The 18227-nt window shown below is 57.9% G+C and carries 18 protein-coding genes; 6 read left to right on the top strand and 12 right to left on the bottom strand.

Features of this window, described 5'->3' with window-relative positions:
- Nucleotides 1–105 precede the first annotated feature (105 nt).
- The 3 genes from ACXAE6_RS17360 to ACXAE6_RS17350 all read left to right on the top strand — a co-directional run bounded on the left by ACXAE6_RS17360 (nt 106) and on the right by ACXAE6_RS17350 (nt 2005).
- Nucleotides 106–987: an MBL fold metallo-hydrolase gene (locus tag ACXAE6_RS17360; protein WP_475151974.1), complete on the top strand. Its 882-nt coding sequence runs from the start codon at nt 106–108 to the stop codon at nt 985–987.
- Between the two features lie 122 nt (nt 988–1109).
- The gene (locus ACXAE6_RS17355) at nt 1110–1553 is read left to right on the top strand and encodes a YeeE/YedE family protein (protein ID WP_475151972.1); all 444 of its coding nucleotides are present in this window, start codon (nt 1110–1112) and stop codon (nt 1551–1553) included.
- The gene (locus tag ACXAE6_RS17350) at nt 1550–2005 is read left to right on the top strand and encodes a DUF6691 family protein (protein WP_475151969.1); all 456 of its coding nucleotides are present in this window, start codon (nt 1550–1552) and stop codon (nt 2003–2005) included. Before ACXAE6_RS17355 ends, ACXAE6_RS17350 begins: the two co-directional genes overlap by 4 nt.
- Before the next feature lie 62 nt (nt 2006–2067).
- Here ACXAE6_RS17350 and ACXAE6_RS17345 read toward each other — a convergent pair whose 3' ends face one another.
- Nucleotides 2068–2295: a DUF1127 domain-containing protein gene (locus tag ACXAE6_RS17345; protein WP_475151964.1), complete on the bottom strand. Its 228-nt coding sequence runs from the start codon at nt 2293–2295 to the stop codon at nt 2068–2070.
- Between the two features lie 168 nt (nt 2296–2463).
- Between ACXAE6_RS17345 and ACXAE6_RS17340 the strand changes: the two genes are divergently transcribed.
- Entirely contained in the window at nt 2464–3900 is a 1437-nt protein-coding gene (locus tag ACXAE6_RS17340; protein WP_475151961.1) for an aminotransferase-like domain-containing protein, read from the top strand.
- A gap of 6 nt (nt 3901–3906) precedes the next feature.
- Here ACXAE6_RS17340 and ACXAE6_RS17335 read toward each other — a convergent pair whose 3' ends face one another.
- Nucleotides 3907–4527: a LysE family translocator gene (locus ACXAE6_RS17335; protein ID WP_475151958.1), complete on the bottom strand. Its 621-nt coding sequence runs from the start codon at nt 4525–4527 to the stop codon at nt 3907–3909.
- A 189-nt stretch (nt 4528–4716) separates the two neighbouring features.
- On the opposite strand from ACXAE6_RS17335, the gene ACXAE6_RS17330 reads away from it, so the two are divergent.
- Complete coding sequence (locus ACXAE6_RS17330) at nt 4717–5706, top strand: AI-2E family transporter (RefSeq protein ID WP_475151956.1); 990 nt, start codon at nt 4717–4719, stop codon at nt 5704–5706.
- A 15-nt stretch (nt 5707–5721) separates the two neighbouring features.
- Here ACXAE6_RS17330 and ACXAE6_RS17325 read toward each other — a convergent pair whose 3' ends face one another.
- The 5 genes from ACXAE6_RS17325 to ACXAE6_RS17305 form a co-directional block, all read right to left on the bottom strand.
- Nucleotides 5722–5949 carry a DUF2798 domain-containing protein gene (locus ACXAE6_RS17325; protein WP_475151953.1) on the bottom strand — a complete coding sequence of 76 codons (228 nt, stop codon included), beginning with the start codon at nt 5947–5949 and terminating at the stop codon, nt 5722–5724.
- A gap of 16 nt (nt 5950–5965) precedes the next feature.
- On the bottom strand, nt 5966–7183 hold the full coding sequence (locus tag ACXAE6_RS17320; protein WP_475151950.1) for an NAD(P)/FAD-dependent oxidoreductase: 1218 nt from the start codon (nt 7181–7183) through the stop codon (nt 5966–5968).
- Between the two features lie 115 nt (nt 7184–7298).
- Nucleotides 7299–8264 (bottom strand): sensor domain-containing diguanylate cyclase, encoded by a 966-nt coding sequence (locus ACXAE6_RS17315; protein ID WP_475151945.1) that lies wholly within the window; start codon nt 8262–8264, stop codon nt 7299–7301.
- A 77-nt stretch (nt 8265–8341) separates the two neighbouring features.
- Complete coding sequence (efpL, locus tag ACXAE6_RS17310) at nt 8342–8908, bottom strand: elongation factor P-like protein EfpL (protein ID WP_475151942.1); 567 nt, start codon at nt 8906–8908, stop codon at nt 8342–8344.
- Between the two features lie 66 nt (nt 8909–8974).
- Entirely contained in the window at nt 8975–10000 is a 1026-nt protein-coding gene (locus ACXAE6_RS17305; protein ID WP_475151940.1) for a GlxA family transcriptional regulator, read from the bottom strand.
- A 130-nt stretch (nt 10001–10130) separates the two neighbouring features.
- Here ACXAE6_RS17305 and ACXAE6_RS17300 point away from each other — a divergent pair, with 130 nt between their 5' ends.
- Nucleotides 10131–11069, top strand: a complete 939-nt coding sequence (locus ACXAE6_RS17300; RefSeq protein WP_475151938.1) for an alpha/beta fold hydrolase — start codon at nt 10131–10133, stop codon at nt 11067–11069.
- Here ACXAE6_RS17300 and ACXAE6_RS17295 read toward each other — a convergent pair.
- From ACXAE6_RS17295 to ACXAE6_RS17275, 5 genes are all read right to left on the bottom strand, one after another.
- Nucleotides 11029–13245, bottom strand: a complete 2217-nt coding sequence (locus ACXAE6_RS17295) for a malate synthase G (RefSeq protein WP_475151931.1) — start codon at nt 13243–13245, stop codon at nt 11029–11031. The two genes, ACXAE6_RS17300 and ACXAE6_RS17295, sit on opposite strands and share 41 nt — an antisense overlap.
- Before the next feature lie 180 nt (nt 13246–13425).
- The gene (locus ACXAE6_RS17290) at nt 13426–13860 is read right to left on the bottom strand and encodes a GlcG/HbpS family heme-binding protein (RefSeq protein ID WP_475151928.1); all 435 of its coding nucleotides are present in this window, start codon (nt 13858–13860) and stop codon (nt 13426–13428) included.
- A gap of 33 nt (nt 13861–13893) precedes the next feature.
- On the bottom strand, nt 13894–14772 hold the full coding sequence (locus ACXAE6_RS17285; RefSeq protein ID WP_475151922.1) for a TauD/TfdA dioxygenase family protein: 879 nt from the start codon (nt 14770–14772) through the stop codon (nt 13894–13896).
- A 53-nt stretch (nt 14773–14825) separates the two neighbouring features.
- On the bottom strand, nt 14826–16799 hold the full coding sequence (locus tag ACXAE6_RS17280; protein ID WP_475151918.1) for a TRAP transporter permease: 1974 nt from the start codon (nt 16797–16799) through the stop codon (nt 14826–14828).
- 138 nt (nt 16800–16937) lie between these two features.
- Nucleotides 16938–18164 carry a TAXI family TRAP transporter solute-binding subunit gene (locus tag ACXAE6_RS17275; RefSeq protein WP_475151913.1) on the bottom strand — a complete coding sequence of 409 codons (1227 nt, stop codon included), beginning with the start codon at nt 18162–18164 and terminating at the stop codon, nt 16938–16940.
- Between the last annotated feature and the right edge of the window lie 63 nt (nt 18165–18227).

Raw genomic sequence — 18227 nt, 5'->3', positions numbered from 1 at the left:
GCCGTGAAATGGCTGCCGGAGCTTTGGCACAACATTTGATTAGTAAACGCTAATATTGGCTGTTGCCAATGCTGCCAAGCTTTCGCCCAAATGGAGGCAAACCTTATGAGCATACAGATTGAAACCTTTTACGACGAAGCCACCAACACCCTCACCTATGTGGTGTTTGATCCGGCTTCCAAAGACGCGGTGGTGATCGACCCGGTGCTGGACTACAACCCCATCGGCAGCATCGTCTCCGATGAGAGCTATCAAAAAGTGGTCGATTTCAGCAAAGAGCACGACCTGAAACTGCACTACGTACTGGAAACCCACGCCCATGCCGACCACCTGAGTTCCAGCCAGCTGTTCCGCGATGAGTTTCCGTCTTTGCAGGTCGCCATCAGCGAGCGCATTCGTCAGGTGCAGCAGGTGTTCAAAACCGTCTACAACCTGGCCGACAGCTTTGTCACCGACGGCGAACAGTTCGATCGTCTGGTGGAAGATTTTGAAACCTTCAACGCCGGCACCCTGACCATCAAGGCGCTGCCAACACCCGGACACACCCCGGCCTGCCTGTCGTATCTGATCGAAGACGCCGTCTTCACCGGCGATGCGCTCTTTATGCCGGACTACGGCACTGGCCGCTGCGATTTTCCGGCCGGCGATGCACGCACGCTGTACCAAGGCATTCAGGCCAATCTGTACAGCCTGCCGGATGACACCCGCGTTTTTACCGGCCACGACTACCAGCCCGGCGGCCGCGCGGTGCAGTGGGAATCGACCATCGGTGCAGAGAAGGCACACAACGTTCAGTTGAAAAGCAGCACCAGCGAGGACGAGTTCGTGCAGTTTCGCGAACAACGCGACGCCAAGCTGGCTGCGCCCAAGCTGATCTATCAGAGCATTCTGGTGAACATCGAGGCCGGCCATCTGCCCAAGCAGGAAAGCAACGGCAAGCGCTATCTGAAGATCCCGCTGAACATTCGCGCCGAACACGCTCAGTAAACAGACAGCGGGGACGCACTTGAGATAGTCCCTGCTGTTACCAACCAAACTTGAAGCTGCGGCCATTGGCCGCATTATTTTGGGCAGTTTAATTAGATTCTACTAAATTAGGTTTAACTAAGATGGAAATCGTTAATTTCACGCCGGTGTCCGCGCTGATCGGTGGCGCGCTCATCGGTCTATCCGCCGCCTTCCTGCTGTGGTCTCAAGGTCGTATCGCCGGTATCTCCGGCATTGTCGGCGGCCTGACCAAGCCGGTACGTGGCGATATCGCCTGGCGTGCGGTCTTTGTGATCGGTCTGGTGCTCGGCGGCGTACTGTACCGGGTGCTCGGTTTTGGAGCTGGCGTTGCGCATATTCAGCCTGTCGTCAGCCCCGGACTTTTGGTCTTGGCCGGTCTCTTGGTGGGCGTTGGCGCCACCATCGGCGCCGGTTGCACCAGCGGTCACGGCATTTGCGGCTTGGCCCGACGCAGCCCGCGTTCGCTGGTCGCGACCTTGAGTTTTATGGGCAGTGGTCTGGTGACTGTCTTTGTTGTACGTCAGTTGATGGGAGTCGGGGCATGATACAGACATTGCGCTTAGTGGCCGCGCTGTTCGCCGGAATGGTGTTCGGACTGGGCTTGTCGGTCGCGCAGATGATTGATCCGGCCAAGGTTGTTGGTTTTCTCAATGTATTCGGCGCCTGGGATCCATCGCTAGCGTTCGTTATGGGCGGCGGCCTGGCGGTGAATTTCATTCTGACACCATTGATCTTCAAGCAGGCGCGGCCCTGGTTAGCCGACTATTTCCGGCTGCCGGCCAAGACCGAAATCGATCGGCGCATCGTGCTCGGTGGCATCATCTTCGGTGCCGGCTGGGGTCTGGCGGGTTATTGCCCGGGCCCGATGATCACCTCGTTGAGCTTCGCCGATGGCAGCATCGTCACCATCATTCTGGCCTACCTCGCCGGCACCTGGATTACTCAGCGGGCGCTGGTCTGGATCGATCAGCGACCTGCCAAACTGGCCAGCGCCTGATCAATCACCTCGTACCGCTTTGCTCTCTTACCCGGCTCAGGCCGGGTTTTTTATTGCCGCCGTTATTGCCAAAAGGGTCGGTGCATCTCTCGCTGAACCTCATGCGGCTTCAGGCCGACATCGCCATACAGATGCGCAGGCAGGCGCTTTAACTGGCGTCGCGTTGTCAGCCGACGCTGCCAGTGACGCAGCTGCGTCTGCATTGCGGTCAGACGACGCTTCCAGGAAGTCAGACCGGTCTCGGCTGAGCCTGTTGCCAGGCTGTTATGGAGCGTGGTTTGGGTACTCATCTCGTCCTCCTGTGTTTTCTCACTGTACTTTCTCAAAGCACTGGGACTATGCTACGCCGGAGATCTGGACCGGCACAGATTCAGATATCAGCTATATCAATAAGTACAGATTCACCAGAGCCCCAACTGTTACGCTCTTTTTTCCCTGCAACTGTTATGGTGAGCCGAGTGGAAACCAGCCTTTATCATCAACTGGCCGAGAAACTGGCCGACCATATCCGCACCGGCGCCATCGCCACAGGCGAACGCCTGCCCTCTATCCGGCAACTGGCGAAGCAGGAAGGCGTCAGTATTTCCACGGTGATGTCGGCGTACAGCATTCTGGAAGAACAAGGCTGGGTGGAGGTGCGACCCAAATCGGGCTATTACGCCATCAAGCAGGCCCGGCCTTCATTGGCGATGCCGTCCATCGCCCAGACTGAAGCGCGCCCTATCGTCGCGACCACCTCTCAGTTGGTGATGGATGTGCAGCGCAATGGGTTTCGCTCCAATGCCATCAATTTCAGCCGCGCCACTCCGGCCAACGACTTCCCCATCGCCAAACACCTGCAACAGAGTTACACCCGGCTGGCACGAACCCGCGAGCATCTGGGCGTGGGTTATACCGTGCCGGAAGGCTCGGACGAGCTGCGCCAGCAGATTGCCCGCCATGCCATCGATGCGGGCGTGGCGGTCTCACCGGACAGCATTGTCACTTCGATTGGCAGCCTGAACGCCATGGGGCTCTGCTTGCAGGCACTGACGCAACCGGGCGATGTGGTGGCGGTGGAATCGCCCTGCTATTACGGCATTTTGCAGTTGATTGAATCCTACGGTCTGCGTGCGGTGGAAATTCCGGTAGACCCGGAAACCGGCATGAGCCTGGAAGCGCTGAAACTGGCGCTGGAACAATGGCCAATCGCCGCCATCCTGACGGTATCGAACTTCTCCAATCCGCTCGGTTGCAGTATTCCGGAAGCGCGTAAACGCGCCCTGGTCGGTTTGCTGGAACAATACGAAGTGCCACTGATTGAAGACGACATTTACGGCGATCTCTATTTCGGTGAGCGGCGCCCTAAAACGATCAAAGCATTCGATACCCAGGGCTGGGTGTTGTTGTGCTCCTCGGTGTCCAAAACCATCGATCCGCAGGTCCGTGTCGGCTGGGTGTTGGCGGGGCGTTACTACGAGGAGATTCTGTATCGCAAGTTCGTCAATCTGGTCGCCACACCGCTGCTGCCGCAATTGGTGTGCGCCGACATTCTCAGTCAGGGTATTTATGAGCGCCACCTGCGTCAGGCGCGCGAAGTCTATCGCCAACGTTATCAACGGCTCGCCGATCTGGTGAGCGAACAGTTCCCGTCGGTGACCAAGGTGTCACGTCCCCAGGGCGGCATTGGCGCCTGGTTTGAATTACCCCCGTGGGTGAACACCACCGAGCTGTACCATCACGCCAAAGATCAGGATGTGCTGATTGCGCCGGGCGAAATGTTTTCGCTCAACAAGCAATTTCGACACTGTTTCCGGCTGAGTTTTGCACACCGCTGGACAGCGGAGCGCGAGGACGCCATTCGCCGCCTGGGCGAATGGGTGACCGAGCGAGTGTCGGCCACGGCAACGGTTTAAATCGGCTTACTTACTGAGCGCCAGATAAGCGCCTGCCGCCATCATGATGCCGCCGGCAGAACGGTTCAGCCGACGCACCGCCTTGGGCGTTTTTAACACCCGGGCGGCGCGGGCGGCACTGACGGCAATCAGCATCAGACCAAGCGAGAGCGCCACCGCTGTCAACACACAGACCAGCAGCAGGTCAGCCGTCGATAAGGCGCTGAGGTTAACAAAGGTTGGCAGGAAGGCGATGTAAAACAAAATCACCTTGGGATTGGACGCGGAAATTAAAAAGCCCTGCACAAAGCCCGACAAGGCACCGCCACCTCCGGCCTCCGCCGCCAGCGGTTGATCATCGCTGACCACGGCACGAAACATACGAATACCGAGATAGATCAGATAGGCCGCGCCCAGATAGCGAATCAGGGTAAAGAGCCCGGCCCAGTTTTCGGCGATGGCAGCCAGGCCATAGGTTGCCAAAACCAGATAGACCAGATCGCTGACCACCATGCCCAGCGCCAGCAACACACAGGCCTTGGCACCGCGGGTCAACGCTCGCGCCAGGATGGCAAAGACACCCGGCCCCGGCGTAATACTGAACAGGAAGAGAGCCAGAAAAAAGGTAAAGGCACTGTGCACAGTCATGATTGATACCCGCCCCAAAAGAGCCGCCATTCTAACGCGACAGCCAGCCGGCTGCCGAGTCCCATTGATGACTTTCAGGCGACTGCGTCAATCACTCAGGCTGTGTTTTAATGCTTCGATAGTCCGCCCCATTAGAAGGAAACCTAACGGATGAGCCCCAAGCCTCTACCGAATGTTACCGACGCCCCTATGGCTCGATCCCTGCTGACGGTAGCGGCAGTCATCATTATTCTGGCCGGCATGAAAGTCGCCCAGCCGATTTTAGTGCCTTGTCTGTTGGCCTTGTTTCTGGCGGTGCTGACAGCGCCTGCAGTGCGTTGGCTGGTGAACTGGAAAGTGCCGATTCCCATCGCTATCGGTGTGGTCGTGGCCCTGGTGTTCGCGGTGTTTTATATCATCGGCAGCCTGGTGGCGACCTCAGCCGATGATTTTTTCAAACGCCTGCCCGAGTACGAAAGCAGCCTTGATCAAGGCATTGCCTATCTGCGTGAACGCATACCCTGGCTGACCGGGGATCTGCGCTCCAGCTTGCAATCGCTGGCCCCACCGGACAGCTTTATCAGCTTTGCCGGACGGCTGTTTTCCGGTGTCGGCAGCATCCTGCTGGCCGTCGCGCTGACCATCTTTATCCTGATCTTTATGCTCTACGAAGCGCAGAACCTGCCAGAAAAAGCCCGCCGCGCTCTGGGCAGCAGCGTCGATATGACCTTCGCACGCCGCTTCAGCCATTCGGTACAGCGTTATCTGGCGATCAAATGCCTGGTCAGCACCATCACTGGTGTGGTGGTCTGGGCGCTGATCAAACTGATGGGGGTCGATTACCCCATCCTCTGGGGCACCTTTGCCTTCCTGATGAACTTCATCCCCAATATCGGCTCGCTGATCGCCGCAATACCGCCGATGTTTCTGGCCACTGTCCAGCTCGGCTGGCCCGGCTTGCTGATCAGCGGTCTGGGTTTTGGCGCCATCAATGCGGTGATCGGTAACCTGCTGGAGCCGCGGCTGATGGGACGCTCTCTCGACCTCTCGACCCTGGTGGTGTTTATCTCCTTGGTGTTCTGGGGCTGGCTGTTGGGTCCCGTCGGGGCGCTGCTGGCCGTGCCGCTGACCGTGGTGGTCAAGATCGGCCTGGAGCTCTACCCGAAAAGCCGCTGGCTGGCCGTACTGCTCAGCCAATAGCGGCTTTTGCAACGCTCAATCCAACGAACACAGTCGTGCCGATAGTTGCCCCACGCGGCGGCCTAACAGCAGGATGATGACAAAGGCAATCGGCCAGGCGACCACGAAGGCGCCGCCCCAGCGACCGACAAACCCCGCATCGACCCCGGTATTGACCGCTGTGATTACAGCGGTCATCAGGGTCACCATCAACACCGACATCAACAGTGCCTGCACCCAATGCTGATACTTCTTGCTGAACATAACGACACCTCCTGCTTTAGGATTGGCCCGGCCGCTGGTTCTTCAGCCACCACTCCCGTCCTTTGAGCATCAAATTCCAATACACCCAGGGAAACAGCGTGGTTTTCATCCACCAGTAAAAACGCCGTGGTCGGGTTGGATTTAACGGAAAACTGGGCAGCAACTTGCCGCCATAACCGAACTCAGCCAGCACCACCTTGCCCGCCTCCACCGTCAGCGGACAGGCACCGTAGCCGTCATAACCGACCGCAAATGGCTGGCCTTTACGCATCGCCAGAATGTTCAGCGCCACCACCGGCGCCTGCTTGCGAATTGCCGCAGCGGTCTTGGCGTTGGGTGCCGAACTGACATCGCCCAGACTGAAAACGTTGGCATAACGCGGGTGTTGCAAAGAGTACTGATCGACCTCCAGCCAACCAGCTTCATTGGCCAGCGGACTATTGCGAACAACCGCCGGTGCCCGTTGTGGCGGCGTGACATGCAGCAGATCGAAAGCGACTTCGAGTTCCGTGCCGTCAGCCTGGGCAAACCAGGCTTTGTGGTTGGGCCCATCAACCCGCACCAGGGTACTGCCAAAGACCGGAACCGCGCCGTAACCACGCACATAACTTTCCAGCACCGGCACGAAATCAGCGACCCCAAACATGGCGGCACCGCTGTTATGGAATTCAACCTGAATGTCTTTCAGTCGCCCTTGTTGCTGCCAAAAGTCGCAACTGAGGTACATGGCTTTCTGCGGCGCACCGGCGCATTTGATCGGCATCGGCGGTTGGGTAAAAAGCGCCTTGCCGGAATGTAACGCCTGCACTTGCTGCCAGGTGTAATCGGCCAGTTCAGTGATGTAGTTGGAGGTAACGCCATTTTTACCCAGGGTGTCGGCCAGACCTTCGATGGCATCGATGTGCAATTCCAAACCGAGCGCAACCACCAACTGCTCGTACTCCAGCACCTCGTCGTTATTCAGCCGGACCTGACGCTGCTCGGGTTCGAAGGCCGCCACGCTCTGCTGTATCCAGTCAACGCCCCGGGGCAACAAGGATGCCGTCGGTCGTTTCAGTTGATTCAGCGTCATAACGCCCCGGCCAACCAGAGTCTGGCCCGGCTGATACACATGCGTCTGGTTGGGCTCAACAAGGGCGATGCGCAGCGCGCTGTGACGTTGTTTCAGCGAAGCGGCAACGGCGATACCGGCAGCACCACCCCCGGCGATAACGATCTGATATTGACGTGGCATAGGGTCACTCTTCTTTTTATTAGAATTTTCTAATATTAAACATCAAACCCAGACCGTGGCAACGAAACCTTGGTCGTAGCGATAAAAAGAAGACGGTTTGGCGGGCGGGTTTACATCATTCCGCAGCAGCGACGAAACAATCCCGACCCTGCTGCTTGGCGCGATACAGCGCCTTATCGGCTTTCTCGAAAAACTGCCACAGGGTCTCCCCCTCGGCGGGACGCGAACTGTAGCCGCCGATGGAAATGGCCAACTCAGTCCCCGCAGTCTCAGCCGACAGTTCACGCACCGAGATCAAAATCCGCTGCGCCACCTGAGCGGCCTGGTCAGCATCGGTCGCGGCCAGCAGGACAACAAACTCATCACCGCCGAAACGGGCAATGACATCGGTATCGCGCAGGCAATCGCCGATTTTGCCGACCACCTGCATCAGAATGCGATCGGCCACCGAATGGCCCAGGGTATCGTTCAGGGTTTTGAAATTATCCAGATCGCAGACCAGAACGGTCAGCGGTGCGCCTTCCTGGCAGGCATGGGCGAGCATGTCGGGTGCCTGCTCATCGAGAAACCGTCGGTTGGGAATGCCCAGCTGCGGGTCGCGCATCAGGCTGTCGCGCAACTCATCCTGTTGTTCGAGCAGGCGGCGCTGGGTGTGTTTGAGTTCTTCGATATTGGTATCGGCACCAAGGTAAATCCAGGGATAGCCGTCTTCGGTGCGATACACGACCGTGCCTTTATTAAGCAGCCAACGATACTCATCATCGCGCTGTTTAAAGCGATATTCGGCGCAGAACAGGTCTGTTTCGCCGCGAATTACGGCATTCCAGGCTTCTTCCACCCGAGGCCGATCTTGCGGATGAACATAATCCAGCCAGTCCCAGGCATGGGCAAAGGGTACCTTGCCGTTGTGATGCATCGGGGTAGTCAGCGGGTACTGGTCGTAGTCGCGATGATTGACGACAAAGACGCCCAAACGGTCCATCGCTGCCTTCACCCTGGCATCCTGGTGCAACAGCTTGAGCAATTGGGCGACGGCGGCTTCGTCAGCCGGGGGATTAACAGATGGCTTGGTTGGTTCCACGCTGGCTTACGACCTCCCTGTCGGCGTTAGCGAACTTTATGTGAACTCTATCACAATAAACTGATTTTGGGTCGGCGTCAGGCTCGGGACATAAACTTGCGCGACTCGGTGTTCACCTTGATGCGTTCACCCACTTCGATGTATTCGGGAACCTGCACACTGAGGCCGCGGCCGAGATCCGCTGGCTTGGTGCGCGCCGAGGCTGAAGCGCCTTTGATCGCCGGGGCGCAGTCGAGAATGGTGCGCACCACCGACTGCGGCAATTCAATCGCCACCAGCACATCGTTGACCACCACGCCGGTCAGGCCTTCCATACCGTCTTCCAGCCACGGCAGGGTGTCGTCCAGGTCATCACTTGAGAGCATGTGCTGAGCGTAGTCTTCCGCGTCCATAAAGGTGTGCATGTCGCCGTCGGCAAACAGATATTGGACGGTGCGCAACTGGGCGTCTGCCAGCGTCAGCAGCTCGTCGCCCTTGTAGGTTTCTTCGCGTTTACGCTTGGTGACCAGATCGTTGAAGGTCATCTTATACAGCGTGGAGGCACCACGGGCGCTGGGGCTGTGCACATCGACTTTGCGGACAATAAACGGCTGGCCATCCAGTTCGACAACATGACCGGGTTTGATTTCAGGGGCTTTTGGCATCGTAAACTCGCAACCGCAAGGCGGAAAAATGGTGGCGCAGTTTAGCACAGCAAGGCGTACAAACCGCTAGTCATGCGCGCTGAGCGCAGCACTGAAACGACGCCGGTAGTGTTCCATGGTCATGCCCAGTTCGCGTTTGAACAGTCGGCGGAAATTACTCTCGTCCTGATAACCCACCTCGCCGGCAATGCGCGCCGAGGTGAGGCGGCTGTTCTCCAGCAACTGACAGGCGCGCTTCAGGCGTTCCTTCTGCAGATATTTCAGCGGCGACAGGCCAGTGGCCTGGGCAAAACGCCGCTTTAATTGACGGTCACTGATGGCCAGTTCCGTCGCCAGCTGTTCGATACTGACGCTCAGATGCAAGCGCTCGCGCAGCCGCGCCTGAGCCAGGCGGACTTTTTCGTCGTTATGCGGCCGATCGGTCTGGGTAGCGCCATAGGCCACCGGCGCGGTCGATTGACGGTCAACCTGCATCAATTTGGCGACCTCCAGCGCCAGCGCCTCGCTGTGCTGCCGAGCCACCAGATGCAACACCAGTTGCGCCGCGCTCTGCATACCGCCGCTGGCGCAGAGAATACGGCCGTAATCGGCCATGGCGGTACGGGTATCGGTGCGTATGCCCGGAAACAACTGCTGGAAACTGGCCTCGCTGCGCCAATGCATCAAGGCCGGATACGGCGCCAACAAGCCGGCAGCGGCCAGTACAAAGGCGCCGGTGCAGGCACTGGCGATGCGACCACCGCGCTGATAATACTGCCGGACAGCGTCGACCATAGGCGCCAGTCGTTGCAACGCTTGGCGAATGCGTTCCGGCCGGGACACCGCCTCAATCACCGAGGGCACCAGCCAGAGTTTTTGATCCAGCGGATAGCGATCATCGGCCAGCGCCTGAGCCAGCGATTGGTCAGCAGCCACCGGCAAACCATTAAAGGGCCGCACCGGCTGGCCGTCGATCGAGACCAGCGACCATTCAAACAGCGGCGCTTCGCCGCCGGCTTGGTGATGGCAGTAATTGACCATCATCAGCGCATCGACCAGACCCACCACCTGCGAGCCCATGCTGTTTTCGGTCAGCAGTATCACCACCTGCATGGCAGCCACCTGAGTTGTTCCAAACACAGACTCATAATGTCAGTTTTAGACCCTAAGTTGTCAAATATGACACTCAGCTTTGCACCAAAACCAGCGCAGACTTCAGGCTCCTTTGCACCGGAATAGCCTGATGACGTTATTCTCCGCCTTATCCAGCCAGCAAACCCAAGCGCCGGTTGCCGCCCAGACCGGGCTGATGCCCGCCAGTTTCAAACGACTGGGCCGCGCCCTGAATGCGCTGAGCTGGCTATCGCCAAACCTGGCCGCCCAGGCACTGACCCGGCTCTGGTTCACACCGGTGCACGGCGAACCTGGAGTACGCACCCGCGCTTTCTGGAACAGCGCCGACCGCCGCCAGACACTCTATCTCGATCCCGCTGGCCTGGATCTGCATCTTTGGGGCCCGCCCAATGCGCCCTTGATTCTGGGCGTGCACGGCTGGCGTGGCAGCGGCAGTCAATTCCGCGAGTTGGCACCGCCATTGGTCGAGGCAGGCTATCAGGTCTGTCTGTTCGATCTGCCCGGTCACGGTCTGAACAAAAGTCGTCATACCCACGTCTACGAATTCGCCCAGACACTGGTGCTGATTCAGGCACAACTGGGTCAGCCAGCAGCGGTCATGGCGCATTCTCTGGGTGCTCAGTCGGTAATTCAGGCGATGGCGCTGGGCTTGCAGCCGGGCCAGCTGGCGCTGATCGCGCCGGGTCTGGATGTGCAGGCGTTATTTGCGCGGTTTCACGGCGCTCTGGGGTTGAACGAGCGCAGCCGGGATGCCTTTGTGCGTCATCTGACGGCGCACAGCCGTGAGCTGTCGCGTCGCTTTCTGGATGAAGACACCAGTATCTGGCAGCGCATCAGCCTCGACTTCGCCGAGCCCTTTTTGCAACTGCCGGGAATATTGGTGGTCGATGAAGACGACCCGGAAGTGCCCCGTGTCGATTTTCAGCGCACCGCTGCGGCCTGGCCTGCGGCTGAGTCCATTCAGACCCGCGGCCTCGGCCACAGCGGCGCGCTGAAAGATGCCGCTGTTATACAGCAGCTGGTGAACTACTTTCAGCGCCAGCTTTAGCTGAGCGAGCCGCCTTGGCTTGTTGCCGGTAGGCATGCAACAGCGGCTCGGTATAGCCATTGGGCTGTATTTTGCCTTTGAGCACCAGCGCCAGGGCCGCCTGGAAGGCGATGCTGGCGTCGAAGTCTGCAGCCATCGGACGATAGGCCGCATCGTGCGCGTTTTGTCGATCAACCACCGCCGCCATGCGCTGCATCGTCTCGATCACCTGAGCTTCGCTGCACAGGCCATGATGCAGCCAGTTGGCCATGTGCTGGCTGGAAATACGCAGCGTGGCGCGGTCTTCCATCAGGCCAACGTCGTTGATGTCAGGCACCTTGGAACAGCCGACGCCCTGATCAATCCAGCGCACCACATAGCCAAGAATGCCCTGGGCATTGTTGTCCAGTTCCTGCTGGATATCGGCGGCGCTGAGCGCGCTGCGGTCTTCGAGCAGTGGCAGCGTCAGCAGATCGTCCAGCTTGGCCGGCGCGCGCTGGCGTATTTGCGATTGCCGCTCGCGCACGTCCACCTGGTGGTAATGCAAGGCATGCAGCGTCGCGCCATTGGGTGACGGCACCCAGGCGGTGTTGGCGCCGGCCTGAGGGTGGGCGATTTTCTGCGTCAGCATGGCGGCCATTTCATCGGGCATCGGCCACATGCCTTTGCCAATCTGAGCGCGACCGGCCAGACCACAGGCCAGACCGACATCGACATTGTTGTTTTCATAGGCGGCAATCCAGGCGGTCTGCTTCATCTGCGCCTTGGGAATCATCGGCCCGGCCAGCATGTCGGTGTGGATTTCATCGCCGGTACGATCCAGGAAACCGGTATTGATAAAGACCACTCGATCAATAGCCGCACGAATGCATTCTTTCAGGTTCAGGCTGGTGCGCCGCTCCTCGTCCATGATGCCGATCTTCAGGGTGTTCGGCGCCATATCCAGCGCCTGCTCGACGCGTTCAAACAGATCCACCGCAAAGGCTACCTCGGCCGGGCCGTGCATCTTGGGTTTGACGATATAGACGCTGCCGGTGCGCGAATTGCGCAGCCCGCCCAGCTGTTTTAAATCGTGCATGGCAGCCAGCGCCGTCATCATCGCATCGAGCACGCCTTCGTAGATTTCGCGGCCATGGCGATCGAGAATCGCTGGCGTGGTCATCAGATGACCAACGTTGCGCACGAACATCAGACTGCGACCGGGCAACGTCAGCGGCCGGCCATCCAGCCCCTGGTATTGACGATCTTCCGCCAGACGGCGCGTGACAGTTTGGCCGGCTTTGGTGACGCTCTCGCTTAAAGTGCCACGCATCAGACCCAGCCAGTTGCGGTAGACCTCGACCTTGTCGTCGGCATCAACGGCGGCGACCGAATCTTCGCAATCCATGATGGTGGTCAGCGCCGCTTCGATCAGCAGGTCTTTGACGCCAGCAGCATCGGTGCTGCCAATCTTGTCGGTCGGGTCGATCTGAATTTCGATGTGCAGGCCGTTATTAACCAGCAAGATGGCAGTCGGGCTTTCCGGGTCGCCCTGAAAACCCAGGCACTGTTCCGGCTGCGCCAGACTGGTTTCGCGGCCATCGACCAACTCCACCACCAACTCACCCCCGAGCACCCGATACGCACTGACCCGCGAATGACTGCATTCGGCCAGCGGCACTGCCTGATCAAGCAGTTGCCGGCCATAGGCGATCACCCGGGCGCCGCGCACCAGATTGTAATCGTCGCTGGCTTCGGCGCCGTCGCTGTGGGCGATGGCATCGGTGCCGTAGAGCGCATCGTAGAGACTGCCCCAACGGGCGTTAGCCGCATTCAGCGCAAAGCGCGCGTTTTTCACCGGTACCACTAACTGCGGACCGGCCTGCTCAGCGATTTCACGATCCACACCGGTGGTGCGAATCTGAAAATCGTCGCCAGCAGGAAGCAAATAGCCAATCTGCTCGAGAAAGGCACGGTAGTCGTCGCGGTTGAACGGCTCTTCGCTGTGCTCAGCGTGCCAACGATCCAGCTGCGCCTGCAATTGCTCACGCTCACGCAACAACGCATCGTTACGCGGCGTCAGTTCATCCAGGATGGATTCCAGTTGCTGCCACAGATGGGCCGGCTCGATGCCGGTGCCTGGCAGAAGTTCCTCGGCGACCAGGCGGTGCAGCGCTGTTGCGATCTGCAAGCCGCCCTCGGTAGTGCGGTCTGTCATGCTCGGTGCCTCTTATTTTGTTGTTGGCGCTGGCGCGCCTTTTTCTGGGCGTTTTCGTGTGCGGTTTTGTGTTGTGCACACCCTGAGCCTAGGGACCGAAAAATAATTCCACTAATTTATTATTGTTATTTTCATCATTCACAGCGTGAATGATCATCCCGGAAAACGCCTTATAGCGCGCTACCGCTGCTGTTCCAGTTGCGCCAGCAGGCAGTCGATGCCCGCTTGAGCGCACTGCATATCCTGTTGCGGCGTGCCCGAACTGAGACCAATACCACCGACGACCTCGCCGTCGACCAGCACCGGCAAACCACCGCCCACCACAGACAAGCGGCCGCCCAGAGCGGTATGAACACCAAAGGCCAACTGACCAGGCACACAGGCCGCGTTGTAGTCGTGCGTTGCCTTGCGAGCGGCCGCGGCGGTAAAGGCTTTATCCTGCGCCAGGGTAATGCTGGTGACCTTGCCACCATCCATGCGCTCGAAGGCAATCAGGTTGCCGGACTCGTCGGTCACGGCGATGCACATCGGCACGCCAATGGCTTCGGCTTCGCGCCGGGCGCCTTCGATCAACCAATGGGCTTCGCGACTATCCAGGCGGGGAATAGACAGCATGTTCAGCGTTCTCCTAAGTGATGGTGCAGAACCTTAGCCAGCGTGCAGTTCGGCAGCATTAACATCCAGGGTGGTGGCACGGCGCAATTCACGCACCTGATTAAAATCAAAGCGCCGACCGCGATGCAAAGTGCAGCGATTGTCCCAGATCACCAGATCGTTGGCCTGCCAGTGATGGCGATAAACAAACTCGCGCTGAGTAGCGTGCTCGATTAAATCCAGCAACAGCATTCGCCCTTCGGCCAGCGTCCAGCCATCCACCGAGCGCGCATGCGAGCTGACAAACAACACCTTGCGACCGGAACCCGGATGGGTGCGCACCAGCGGCCAGGTCACTGGCGGAATGGTGTTTTTCTGAGCGTCACTGTAGTCGGTATAGCCGAGCATAAAACGTGAATGCAACACATAATGCTCGGCTTGCAGATCAGCAATTTCGGCTTTCATCTCAGCCGATAACGCATCATAAGCAGCGCGTAAATCGGCGTACTCGGTTTCACCGCCGACTGCCGGAACCCGCACCGCGCTGAGCATGGAATATTCCGCCGACGGTTTCTGAAAGGAACTGTCGCTGTGCCACAACTGATTGGCGATATTGCTGACAATTTTCGGATCGTCACGATCAACCACGCCACCTTCATCGCGCACATTCGATAAGTCCGCCAGTTCATGATGCTGCAAACGATCGGGCCGATGTTTAAGTTTTTTCAACCCCAAATCCAAAGGCCCAAACGACTTGGCCAGATTCAATTGTTGGGTTTCGCTCAACGGCTGATTGCGAAACACCAGCACCGCATATTCGTCCATGGCCTGTCGAATGGCCTGCACACCTTGCGCCTCCAGCGGCTGACTCAGATCGATACCGGATGCTTCACCAACAAACAATGGATGCAAGGGTTTAACGGTTAATGTCATGGCGAAAACTCCTTCCGTCAATCGACGGTTATTGTTGTTTTAACGCGCATTGATCAGCGCGAACGAGCTTGCAAGCCAACCGCTTTCTGGGCCACCGATAAGCGCGTCAACAGCACCACAGCGGCGCTGATAACCAGGCCGACCAGCGTCGACATCCACTCCGGAAAACCGACCAGTAAACCACTGATGATGATCACTGGACGCGCCCAGATGGGCAGCTTCCCGACCAACATCAAGCGACCTTCAGAACCACCCGCAATCAACATGACGGCGATAACATTGAAGCAGAACCAGATCGCCGTCAGATGCAGCGGTCCCTGGAAAATCAAGGCTGGCTCGAACAGGAAAAAGATCGGCACGAAATACAGCACCACGCCCAAACGGGCGGCATGCAAGCTGGTGCGTAACGGATCGGAATCGCTGATGCGCGAGGCGAGAAAAGCCGCCAGCGCCACTGGCGGAGTGATCGCTGCCAGGGTGGCGTAATAGGCAATAAACAGATGGATCGCCAACGTATTCAAACCGGCAATCTGTTCCAGCGCCGGTGCCAGCGTTAATGCCAGCATCAGATAAGCAGCGACGATCATGCCCAACATGCCGAAAATAATGCATACCCCAACGCCAATGGCGAGCACCAGAATCAGGCTACCGCCACCCATGCGCACCAGTTCTGAAGCAATCACCGGGGCGACGCCAGTCGCCATTAAACCCCCGAGAATAAAACTGGTCGGCAACAACAGCGCCATGGTTTGGCTAAGCAATTTACTGATCTGAAAAAGAATATCCGGCACCTTGCTAGGAGTAATGCGCAGCTCTTTTTTAAACAAGGTCAGCGCAATTAACAGACCGGACGCATAGAAAGGTGTCAATCGTTCCCAGCGCATCACCACCAGACCCCAAACCAAAAAGCCCAGCACCACTAAAAACGGCCAACCTTCTTTTAAGGTCTCGCGCAGTGATGGCAAATCGGCTTTGGGAATGCCCTGCAAATCGGCCTTGGCGGCATAGCCATGCACATGGCAATAGAGACCGAAAAAATACAGCAAGGAAGGAATGATGGCGGCCATGACGATGACGCCATATTCGGTGTTGGTGAAGTCGGCCATGATAAAGGCCACGGCGCCCATCACCGGTGGCATCAACATCCCACCGGTCGACGCACAGGCTTCCAGGGCACCGGCGTAATAACCGGGGAAACCGGCTTTTTTCATGCTTGGAATGGTGACCGAACCGGTGCTGACTACATTGCCGAAAATGCTGCCACTGAGGCTGCCAAAAAAACCGCTCGCCAAGACACTGACTTTAGCCGGCCCGCCCTTGGCCTGACCCATTAATGCCGTTGCCAATTTGAGAAAAAAATCGGCCGCGCCGGTAGCCACCAACAAAGCAGCGAGAATCAAAAAGCCGACGATGGTTTCAGCCACCACTCGGGTAACGATGCCGAGCATGGCGTCACCGGAATAAATATTGAAAGCGATGGTGCGCTCCAATGTCGTCGGCGGGCCCCATAAAATGCCCGGCATAGCGTCGGCAAAGACCGGATAGAAACCGAGAAAAATAACGATGCACAGAAAGATCAAACCGCCGGAGCGGCGCGCCGCTTCAAGGATCAATACCATCAGCGCAGCAGCCACCCAAAGCTGCCAGCTTTCGCTGGCCGGCACCCAGGTTTGATAGACCAGATCGCGACCTTTGGACGCCATAAATAACATCAGACAAAAGATCGCCAGCGCCGGTAAATAACTCATCCAGGACACGCGCACTTCGCGTTTGTGCGCTGGCAACAGCAAATAAGCCATGGGCAAATACATGGCCATCAGCAGGAAATAGTAAGTCAGATCCAACAGCGGAATCAGTCCAAAAATATAGACCACCGCCAAGGCCACACCGCCGAACGACATCGCCAAAGTAAGCAGACGAATGGGCGCTGGCATCGACTGATAGCGCTCCAAGGTTCGGTCTACAAAGGCCTCGGGGACAGCGTTGTCGGCACCGCCAGAGGATTGGTTATCGGGTGTTGCGTTCATGATCGTTCAGGCCTCCGCCCGGGAGTACCAGTCGCCGCTGGGATGGCGATTGGTGAGAGTCAAAATGAAAATAGTTGGCTACAGCAACAGCACAAAGCAGAGTAAAAAGCCCGGCCACAGGGGCCGGGAAAGAGGTCGTCATGGTTGCAGCGACAGCACCATTTCGCCGTAACTGCGACCATCACTTTGCTGATCTCGGGTTGCGTGCCACAAGGCCACCCAGTCCTCATCTGTCGGCGACACCGTCATGCCTTCGGCACGGGCTTCAGCCATGGTTTCTTTGTAGAGTGCTTGACGTTGCTGGGCCATGGCCACCAACTGGTCCTGGCGATGCTGAAAGGCCTCGGTCCACAACCCTTTTTCCCGCAGATAGCGGATGGCGCCTTCGTGTACCGGCTGCAACGCACCCAATTCTAAAAATTGCACCAGGCTGTCGATGGACATCATGTAGGCGTAGGTAAAATCGTCCTTGTAGCTGTCGTACTGTTCGTCCATCCACTTCACTAACTGATAGACAAACTCCGCATCTTCAGTGGCCAGCACATGGTTAGCCTGGAAGGCATGATCCATCATCACACCGCGCGCCGAAGGCACGCCCGACTGGGTTTCACGCGCCACGTAACCCGGATGCAAATTGCGATAACGGTCAAAGGCTTCCGGGTCTTCTTCGCGCGCGGGCAGTGCCAGCCAGCGAATGCCATGAGGGCCCGCTGCCGCTTCATAACTCGGCCCGGAATGCGGTGAGGTGAAGGCCACGTCGGCGCGACCCTCGGCGACGATGGCGGTGTTGGCGCCGTAGTTACCGACTTCCACCAGCTCTACCTCGCTCGGGTCCAGATCAAGATACGCCAGCAGTGCATCGACGCCGGTCAGCAGAAAAGACGAGCTGGCGGCATAGGCAATACGAGTGCCCGGACCGATGTCGTGAATGTCTTGAATATCGGAATCGCCACGCACCATATAACCCCAGGGCGTGATCATATTAACGTTGATCAGACGGGTATCCACTGGCCCGGCCGTAGGGGTGGCAAAGCCGTCAACTCCATCCATATGATCGAAATAGTCCGACGCCTGGAACATCGCCAAACGACCTTCACCGGTGTTTAACCAGGTCACTCGCGAATAGCCATTGGGCGCAGGCATTACCCGTGAACGCGATGATGTTTGCGCCGAAAATTCCGACGCCCAGGCGACCGATAACGAATGATTGGCGGTCCCTACATTGGGCGTCACGATGTTGAAATAACGTGGCCACTGATACTCATCGTCCGCCATAAGCTGAGTGCTTAAGCTGGCTAATACCAAGCCAGTACCGAGGGTAATACGAGCCAGAAATCCCAGCCGTTTTTGGGCAGTTTTAAACATGATCTGCTTCCTCTTACCAATAGTCACCCTGGAGGGTGTCTTGTTTTTGTTGTCTATAAATGA

This window comes from Saccharospirillum sp. ABV4_185 (assembly GCF_056159245.1).
This window is presented reverse-complemented; position numbering and strand designations above follow the sequence as displayed.

Coding starts and splice junctions, on each gene's coding strand:
- ACXAE6_RS17360 (WP_475151974.1), top strand. CDS start 106: ATGAGCATACAGATTGAAACCTTTTACGACGAAGCCACCAACACCCTC.
- ACXAE6_RS17355 (WP_475151972.1), top strand. CDS start 1,110: ATGGAAATCGTTAATTTCACGCCGGTGTCCGCGCTGATCGGTGGCGCG.
- ACXAE6_RS17350 (WP_475151969.1), top strand. CDS start 1,550: ATGATACAGACATTGCGCTTAGTGGCCGCGCTGTTCGCCGGAATGGTG.
- ACXAE6_RS17345 (WP_475151964.1), bottom strand. CDS start 2,295: ATGAGTACCCAAACCACGCTCCATAACAGCCTGGCAACAGGCTCAGCC.
- ACXAE6_RS17335 (WP_475151958.1), bottom strand. CDS start 4,527: ATGACTGTGCACAGTGCCTTTACCTTTTTTCTGGCTCTCTTCCTGTTC.
- ACXAE6_RS17330 (WP_475151956.1), top strand. CDS start 4,717: ATGGCTCGATCCCTGCTGACGGTAGCGGCAGTCATCATTATTCTGGCC.
- ACXAE6_RS17325 (WP_475151953.1), bottom strand. CDS start 5,949: ATGTTCAGCAAGAAGTATCAGCATTGGGTGCAGGCACTGTTGATGTCG.
- ACXAE6_RS17320 (WP_475151950.1), bottom strand. CDS start 7,183: ATGCCACGTCAATATCAGATCGTTATCGCCGGGGGTGGTGCTGCCGGT.
- efpL (WP_475151942.1), bottom strand. CDS start 8,908: ATGCCAAAAGCCCCTGAAATCAAACCCGGTCATGTTGTCGAACTGGAT.
- ACXAE6_RS17305 (WP_475151940.1), bottom strand. CDS start 10,000: ATGCAGGTGGTGATACTGCTGACCGAAAACAGCATGGGCTCGCAGGTG.
- ACXAE6_RS17300 (WP_475151938.1), top strand. CDS start 10,131: ATGACGTTATTCTCCGCCTTATCCAGCCAGCAAACCCAAGCGCCGGTT.
- ACXAE6_RS17295 (WP_475151931.1), bottom strand. CDS start 13,245: ATGACAGACCGCACTACCGAGGGCGGCTTGCAGATCGCAACAGCGCTG.
- ACXAE6_RS17290 (WP_475151928.1), bottom strand. CDS start 13,860: ATGCTGTCTATTCCCCGCCTGGATAGTCGCGAAGCCCATTGGTTGATC.
- ACXAE6_RS17285 (WP_475151922.1), bottom strand. CDS start 14,772: ATGACATTAACCGTTAAACCCTTGCATCCATTGTTTGTTGGTGAAGCA.
- ACXAE6_RS17280 (WP_475151918.1), bottom strand. CDS start 16,799: ATGAACGCAACACCCGATAACCAATCCTCTGGCGGTGCCGACAACGCT.
- ACXAE6_RS17275 (WP_475151913.1), bottom strand. CDS start 18,164: ATGTTTAAAACTGCCCAAAAACGGCTGGGATTTCTGGCTCGTATTACC.